General features: G+C 34.3%; 8 protein-coding genes and 1 pseudogene. 4 read left to right on the top strand and 5 right to left on the bottom strand.

The annotated features are described in order from the left end of the window. Both AAEO57_RS20880 and AAEO57_RS16245 read left to right on the top strand, forming a co-directional pair. Positions 1 to 110 (top strand): annotated as a pseudogene (locus AAEO57_RS20880) (IS982 family transposase); the annotation flags it as partial. Positions 111 to 151: 41 nt separating this feature from the next. Continuing rightward, complete coding sequence (locus AAEO57_RS16245) at positions 152 to 469, top strand: c-type cytochrome (protein WP_341694083.1); 318 nt, start codon at positions 152 to 154, stop codon at positions 467 to 469. Between the two features lie 111 nt (positions 470 to 580). Here the strand turns inward: AAEO57_RS16245 and AAEO57_RS16240 are convergent, their stop codons facing one another. Together AAEO57_RS16240 and AAEO57_RS16235 are read right to left on the bottom strand one after the other, a co-directional pair. Further along, positions 581 to 1,144: a thioredoxin family protein gene (locus AAEO57_RS16240; protein WP_341694082.1), complete on the bottom strand. Its 564-nt coding sequence runs from the start codon at positions 1,142 to 1,144 to the stop codon at positions 581 to 583. Between the two features lie 121 nt (positions 1,145 to 1,265). Then, positions 1,266 to 2,159 carry an alpha/beta fold hydrolase gene (locus tag AAEO57_RS16235; protein ID WP_341694081.1) on the bottom strand — a complete coding sequence of 298 codons (894 nt, stop codon included), beginning with the start codon at positions 2,157 to 2,159 and terminating at the stop codon, positions 1,266 to 1,268. Positions 2,160 to 2,284: 125 nt separating this feature from the next. Here AAEO57_RS16235 and AAEO57_RS16230 point away from each other — a divergent pair, with 125 nt between their 5' ends. Continuing rightward, positions 2,285 to 2,620, top strand: a complete 336-nt coding sequence (locus tag AAEO57_RS16230) for a tRNA-binding protein (protein WP_341694080.1) — start codon at positions 2,285 to 2,287, stop codon at positions 2,618 to 2,620. 133 nt (positions 2,621 to 2,753) lie between these two features. Here AAEO57_RS16230 and AAEO57_RS16225 read toward each other — a convergent pair whose 3' ends face one another. The 3 genes from AAEO57_RS16225 to AAEO57_RS16215 form a co-directional block, all read right to left on the bottom strand. Next, positions 2,754 to 3,299, bottom strand: a complete 546-nt coding sequence (locus AAEO57_RS16225; RefSeq protein WP_341694079.1) for an RBBP9/YdeN family alpha/beta hydrolase — start codon at positions 3,297 to 3,299, stop codon at positions 2,754 to 2,756. Positions 3,300 to 3,418: 119 nt separating this feature from the next. Further along, on the bottom strand, positions 3,419 to 3,787 hold the full coding sequence (locus AAEO57_RS16220; protein ID WP_341694085.1) for a PUR family DNA/RNA-binding protein: 369 nt from the start codon (positions 3,785 to 3,787) through the stop codon (positions 3,419 to 3,421). A 67-nt stretch (positions 3,788 to 3,854) separates the two neighbouring features. Further along, positions 3,855 to 5,633 carry an ABC transporter ATP-binding protein gene (locus AAEO57_RS16215; protein WP_341694078.1) on the bottom strand — a complete coding sequence of 593 codons (1,779 nt, stop codon included), beginning with the start codon at positions 5,631 to 5,633 and terminating at the stop codon, positions 3,855 to 3,857. A gap of 203 nt (positions 5,634 to 5,836) precedes the next feature. On the opposite strand from AAEO57_RS16215, the gene AAEO57_RS16210 reads away from it, so the two are divergent. Beyond that, a complete protein-coding gene (locus AAEO57_RS16210; protein ID WP_341694077.1) occupies positions 5,837 to 6,946 on the top strand; it encodes a Glu/Leu/Phe/Val family dehydrogenase in 1,110 nt (369 codons plus the stop codon). The last annotated feature ends 171 nt before the right edge of the window (positions 6,947 to 7,117 follow it).

Genomic DNA, 7,117 nt, shown 5'->3' with positions numbered 1-7,117 from the left:
ACATCAAGAAAATGTTTCCTAGAACAATACATGCAGTTACACTTGAAGGTTTTCTAATAAAGTTAACTCTGTTTGTGTTTGGACTCCAATTAAACAAATCAATTAACTAGCAACTTGAATTATTTACTCAAAATAAAAACAAAACCTAAGAATGAAATCAAAAATTTTAGCATTAACTGCTGTAACCTTACTTTTAGTTTCCTGTGGTACAAAAAAAGCGCCTGCTGCCCCTGCTGAACCGGCTGCACCTGCCGTTACTGAAGCTGCAAAACCAACCGAATTAACTCCGGAACTTGCTGAAGGCAAAAACTTATACGAGAATAGCTGTGCAAGATGTCATAAATTATATGAGCCGAAAAAATTTACTCAGGAAGAGTGGAAACCAATTTTGATAAGTATGCAGAAAAAAGCCAAGCTGGACGATGTTAAAATGGCTTCGATAACAAATTACATTCATTCACAATTGTAGTAATTTGTATTTAAAAAAGATAAGAAACTATTCAGTGATTTTTATTGAATAGTTTTTTTTTAGAAGGGATATAAAAACAACGGGATTGAGTCACAGAGCTGAACTTTCAGTTTAAACTGGCTCCTTCCATTTTATATTACAGCCGATACTTGGTTTTTGAATTTCATTCAATGAGCGATTGTAAATTAAGGCATCAATAGCACTTCGTAAATCACTTCCGTTTAATGGGATTCCGTTTCCAGGTCTTGAATCGTCTAATTGACCTCGATAAAACAAACGGTTCTGATTGTCGAACAAATAAAAATCTGGCGTACAGGCTGCATCATACGCTTTGGCAATTTCCTGAGTCTCATCAAATAAATAAGGAAAATCAATTTTGTTTTTTAGAGCAAATTCAGTCATCTTTTCAGGCGAATCTTCTGGATATTTTTCGATATCATTGCTTGAAATGGCAATTACACCAAGTCCCTGAACCCTGTAGTCGTTTGCAATCATTACAATTTCATTGATCACATGAAGTACAAACGGGCAGTGGTTGCACATAAAAATAACAAGAGTTCCTTTTGATCCTTTTAAATCTTTAAAAGAGTAAATATGGTTTGAATTAGTGTCTTTTAAAGAAAATTCGGGAGCAATGGTCCCAAGCGGAATCATATTTGAAGGAGTTCTTGCCATTTTTGCTTGAATTAGTTATTCAAAAATAGCTCATAAATTCAGTAAAAGAAAGAGAAGACGAATAAAAATATCCAAAGAAATTATTCTTAGTGAATAAAGTCTTTGGATATAAATTGAAATTTTATGCATTTAGAAATTGAAGTAAATCTTCGTTTAAACGCTCTCTTTCTGTGTAGAATAATCCGTGTGGTGCCCCTTCATAAACGATAAAAGTATTGTTTGCTATGGCAGCTGCCGTTTTTTGAGAGCTAACTTCAATTGGTACATTTTTATCATCACTGCCATGAATGATTAATGTCGGAACTGTGATTGTATGAAGTTCATCCCTAAAATCTGTATTAGATAAAGATTCTGCACATTTAAGTGTGGCCCGTGGTGAAGCAACTGAACATAACATTCTGAAATGTTCTAACAAAGGTGTGCTCAGAGGCTTATTAATAATGTTAACACCAAAAAACGTTTTGCCAAAATTTTCAAGAAAGCCTATTCTGTCCTCTCTGATTGCTTCTGCAGTTGCTTCGCCTTTTTCTCTTGGACGGCCTTCCGGATTGTCATCTGTTTTCAATAAAAAAGGAATTATTGACGAAATTAAAGCTGCTTTTGTAACGCCTTTTCCGCCATGACGACTAAAATAACGAACCACTTCTCCACCGCCCATTGAAAAACCAACCAGTGTAACATTTTCCAATTGAAGCTGTTCTATGATTTCGTGCAAATCATCTGTCAATGTATCGTAATCATAACCATCCCAGGGTTGGGAGGATTTTCCAAAACCGCGACGGTCGTAGGCGATAACCCTGAAGTTGTTCTGAACTAAAAACTCAATTTGATATTCCCACATTTCGTTTGAAAGTGGCCAGCCATGAATTAGAATAACAGGTTTTCCTTTTCCGTAATCCCTAACATAGAGCTTTACGTTTTTGGCTGTTTCTATGTATTTATCAGTGTTTTGAAGTTGTATGTCAAAATCAGAATCTCTTAGAGACGGGCTGGCATTCAGGATACTATTTTCCATTTTATATTTTTTTACAATTAAGTTCAAAGAATGATAAGTAAAATTAAACGCAGTCTAAAAAAAGTGGTTATAGAATTAGGAGCAATAGTTACAAAATTTATAGGTTTGTAAATAAACAGCAAATTATGGATTTAACCTGGAGTGAATTTGAAAGAACCGATATGCGTGTCGGGACAATTATTGAGGCAAATGATTTTCCTGAGGCAAGAAAACCGGCTTATCAGTTAACGATTGATTTTGGTGCTGAAATAGGCATCCGAAAATCATCGGCTCAGATTACCAAACGTTATCAAAAACAAGATCTGATTAACAGACAAATTGTAGCGGTTGTAAATTTTCCTAAAAAACAAATAGGCAAATTTATGAGCGAATGTCTTGTTCTTGGAGCTGTAGGCGAGGAGGGAGATGTAATTTTACTGGCTCCTGATTTTAAAATAGAAAATGGATTAAGAATAGGTTAGTTTTCAGTCTCAGTCTCAGTTACTCGATTGTCAGGCTGAGCGAAGTCGAAGCCCTTTTGTTGTAAACGAGCCTTCGACTTCGCTCACGATGACAATTGAGATTCAATTTCTTCGAGAGACTGAAAACTCAAAGCTAAAAAATTTTCTCAATCAATTTCTGCAAAATCAACTGCCCTTCTTCCCAGTACTTTAAGTCAGAATCAGAGTTGATGTGTCCTTGCAGACCTACATTTACAAAATCGCTTCCCCATTTTTCAGCAAAATATTTTTTTCTTTCGAATGAAGCATAAGGATCATTTTCGCTTGCCACTACAATGGATGGAAAAGGTAAGGTATAAAGAGGCATTGGTGAAAAATTCCGGATAATTTCAGGCGTATGTTCAGGGGAGTCTACATCTGCGGGAGCAACGAGTAGTGCGCCAATAATATTTTTGTTCGAATTGGTTTCTGCCCAATGCAATACTAATGAAACAGCAAGACTGTGTGCTACTAAAATGGTAGGCTCTTCAAGTTTAGAAATAGCTTCGTCAAGGCGTGTAATCCAGTCTTTGCGAAGTGGTTCGTCCCAATTGTCCTGAACTATACGAATTGAATTTTTGAATTTTTCATGCCAAAAGGTCTGCCAGTGTTTTTCTCCAGAATTCCCGAGTCCGGGTAAAATTAAAAGTTGTATGTCCATTGCCGTGGATTTTATTTTTTGGTAATTATTATTTCGATAAAATAATAGAATTTAAATATATAAAAAAAGTCCAAAATGCGGGACATATTGGACTTGTACTTTTGGGAAGTTATATTATTTTAAATATCGTCAAAATCGATATCTGTAAAACTTGATCTTTGCCCTTCAGATTTGTCAGAACTGTATTCTTTTTTGAAATCTTTTTGGTGTCTTTCAGATATTACTTCTTCACCTTTGTGGTTTAATACATAAGAAGTCATTTCTTCCAGTATTTCGGCAAATGCACTAAAATCTTCTTTGTATAAGTAAATTTTGTGTTTTTTAAAATGAAAAGAACCATCCTCTTCAGTAAATTTTTTGCTTTCGGTAATTGTGATGTAATAATCGTCAGCTTTTGTTGCTCTCACATCAAAGAAATAAGTTCTTCTTCCTGCGCGTAATACTTTAGAAAAAATCTCTTCTTTTTCTAACATGTCATTTTCTCTCATAATACGTTCTATCATTTTGGAATTAATAGTAATCAAAAATCATAAAAAATTATCTATTACGCAACATTTAAAGTAATTCTTTTTCCGAAAGTTGTTTTAAATATAACGCTGAATAATAGCCTTCCTGATTTATTAATTGATTATGAGAACCTTGTTGTATTATTCGGCCATCTTCCAGAATAATAATTTTGTCTGCATTTTTTGCAGATGATACCCTATGACTGACAATTATAGTCGTTTTGTTTTTACAGATTTCAAATAAATTATTTAAAATCGTTTCTTCGGTTTCAGTGTCAACAGCAGATAAACAATCGTCAAAAAGTAAAATAGCAGGATTTTTAATGATGGCTCTGGCAATAGAAACGCGTTGTTTTTGTCCGCCCGAAAGCGTGATGCCCCGTTCTCCCAAAACGGTATCGTATTGTTTGTTGAAAGCTATAATGTTATCGTGTACGACAGCATTTTTTGCGGCTTCAGTCACTTCTTCATCAGTTGCATTCTGGTTGCCGAATTTGATATTGTTTTTAATGGTGTCCGAAAATAAAAAAGCATCCTGAGGCACAATTCCGATATTGTTTCTCAAATCATTTAGATTCAAAGTACTGATTTCATTGCCATCAATTGTAATTTTTCCTTCGGTAACATCATACAAACGTGAAATTAAGGATAAGATAGTTGATTTTCCGGATCCTGTTTTTCCCAAAATAGCAAGTGTTTCTCCGTTTTTGACAGAGAATGTTACATTTTTTAAAGCTTCTATATTAGTGTCCTGATAGGTGAAACTTACATTTTCAAAAGCAATTGAACCCTGTATTTCTGATGGATCAGGATTGTTATTTTTGATTTCAGGCTCAATTTTTAAAAATTCATTTAAGCGTTTTTGAGAAGCTTCTGCCTCCTGAACCATTGATGAAACCCATCCTAAAGAAGCAACCGGCCAGGTCAGCATATTGACATACAGAATAAATTCGGCAATCGTTCCTATATTTGGGATGCTTCCATTAATGTACATAACACCTCCAAAATAGATTACGACCAGATTGCTGATTCCGATAAGGGCAATCATCAAAGGACCAAACAGCGATTGAACTTTGGCCAGATCTAAACTTTTCTTTTTGCTTTCATCTGAAAGATCAATCATATTCTTTTGATGCTGATTTTCTAATGAATATGCTTTTATTACCCGAATTCCGGAAAATATTTCCTGTGTAAAACTGGAAACTTTCGATAAATATTGCTGGAAAGTGGTACTGCGTTTATTGATTTCTGAACTTAGTTTAAAAATACAATATGATAGAATTGGTAAAGGAAGAATTGTGTATAAAGTCAATAGTGGAGAGACATTGTACATATATAGAATTACAATTGCAAAGCGAATCACGGTATTGATTGTATACATAACTGCTGGTCCTACGTACATGCGAACTTTTGAAACGTCTTCGCTAATACGGTTCATTAAATCTCCTGTTCGGTTTTGTTTGTAGAAGTTTTGAGAAAGGTTTTGATATTGGCTAAAAACTTCATTTTTTAAATCAAATTCAATATGTCGTGACATTACAATTAAGGTCTGTCTCATTAAAAAGGTTAGAAAACCCGCGACAATCGCACTTCCTATAATTAGCAATACGTTATGGATTAAATCTTGTCTATAATATCCAATAATTATCGAAGATTGTCGGTCGGCATCTGACAGTTTTAAGAATTTTTCGATAGTGTCAAAAGACTGGCTAACCAGTTTTGGAGTAAACAAGAAAAATATTTGTGCGATTATAGTGATTAAAATTCCAAAAGAAAAACTGTATTTGTACTTAATGAAATATTTGTTTAAATAGCTTAATTCTTTCATTTTTTTAAGAAATGTGATGTTGTATTGATTTAAAATTTTGAATTATTATGAATTAAAAGTATAATAATTTGCACTTTAATCAAAACAATTATATTGTAAAATTATTAATTTAAAGTTTAAAAATTAGCACATGTGTATTTTTTATGTATGTTTGAGTTGTCTTTTTGACGAATTCGTAATTTTAACTAAATAATACTAGCGCTATGGATGCAACTTTCGCAACTGGAAAGGAACTTCAAAAAATGGATCCTGTTTTTGGTCAGTTATCTTTTAACGATCACGAACAAATTGTATTTTGCAATGACAAAGATACAGGTTTAAAAGCAATTATTGGTATTCATAATTCGGTTATGGGACCAGCTTTGGGAGGTACAAGAATGTGGAATTATGCTACTGAATGGGAAGCTCTAAACGATGTTTTGCGTCTTTCAAGAGGGATGACTTATAAATCTGCCATTACCGGACTTAATATTGGAGGAGGTAAAGCGGTTATTATTGGTGATGCTAAAACACAGAAAACGCCTGAGTTAATGCGCAAGTTTGGTGAGTTTGTTCATTCTCTAAGCGGAAGATATATTACAGCTGAAGATGTTGGAATGGAAACAAAAGACATGGACACTGTTAGAGATGTAACGCCTTATGTTACGGGAATCTCTGAAGAAAGAGGCGGATCTGGAAATCCTTCGCCTGTTACAGCTTACGGAGTTTATTTAGGAATGAAAGCCGCTGCTAAAAGTCAGTTTGGTTCTGATGTTTTAGACGGTAAAAAAGTTTTGGTTCAGGGAATCGGACACGTGGGTGAAACTTTGGTTGAATATTTAACGAAAGAAGGAGCGCAGGTTACCATTACTGATATCAATGAAGAAAAATTATATCAGGTTGCTCAAAAATATAACGCAGCTATTTATACTGGCGAAGATTTGTATACCGCAGACGTTGATATTTATGCGCCATGTGCAATGGGGGCAACAATCAATGATGCTACAATAGAAAAAATCAAGGCAAAAGTGATTGCGGGTGCTGCAAACAATCAGTTGGCAGATGAAAATATTCACGGTGCAAGATTACAGGAAAGAGGTATTTTATACGCTCCGGATTTCTTAATCAACGCTGGCGGAATTATCAATGTGTATGCAGAATTAGCACACTATGGAAAAGCTGAAATCATGAGTAAAACCGAAAACATCTATAACACAACTTTAGAAATTATCGATTTTGCAGCCCAAAATGGTTTAACAACGCATAAAGCTGCACTTACAATTGCTCAGAATCGTATCGATGCGAGAAGAATTGAAAACGCAGCTAAGAAATAATTTTTTTAGTTTACAGTCTCAGTCTCAGTTTTCAGTTTTATCTGGAAACTGGGACTTTTTTTATCTCTATTCTACAATTGTAAACTGATACTTTTTATATAATTCCTAATATATTATTGAAAACTGAGACTGTGACTGCAAACTGCGACTAAAAGCTGCGACTTTTTCACG

Origin of the sequence: Flavobacterium calami (genome assembly GCF_038290035.1) — a bacterium.
GTDB classification, from domain to species: Bacteria; Bacteroidota; Bacteroidia; order Flavobacteriales; family Flavobacteriaceae; genus Flavobacterium; species Flavobacterium calami.
Note: the sequence above shows the minus strand (reverse complement) of the source record. Positions and strands in the feature narration are given on the sequence as shown.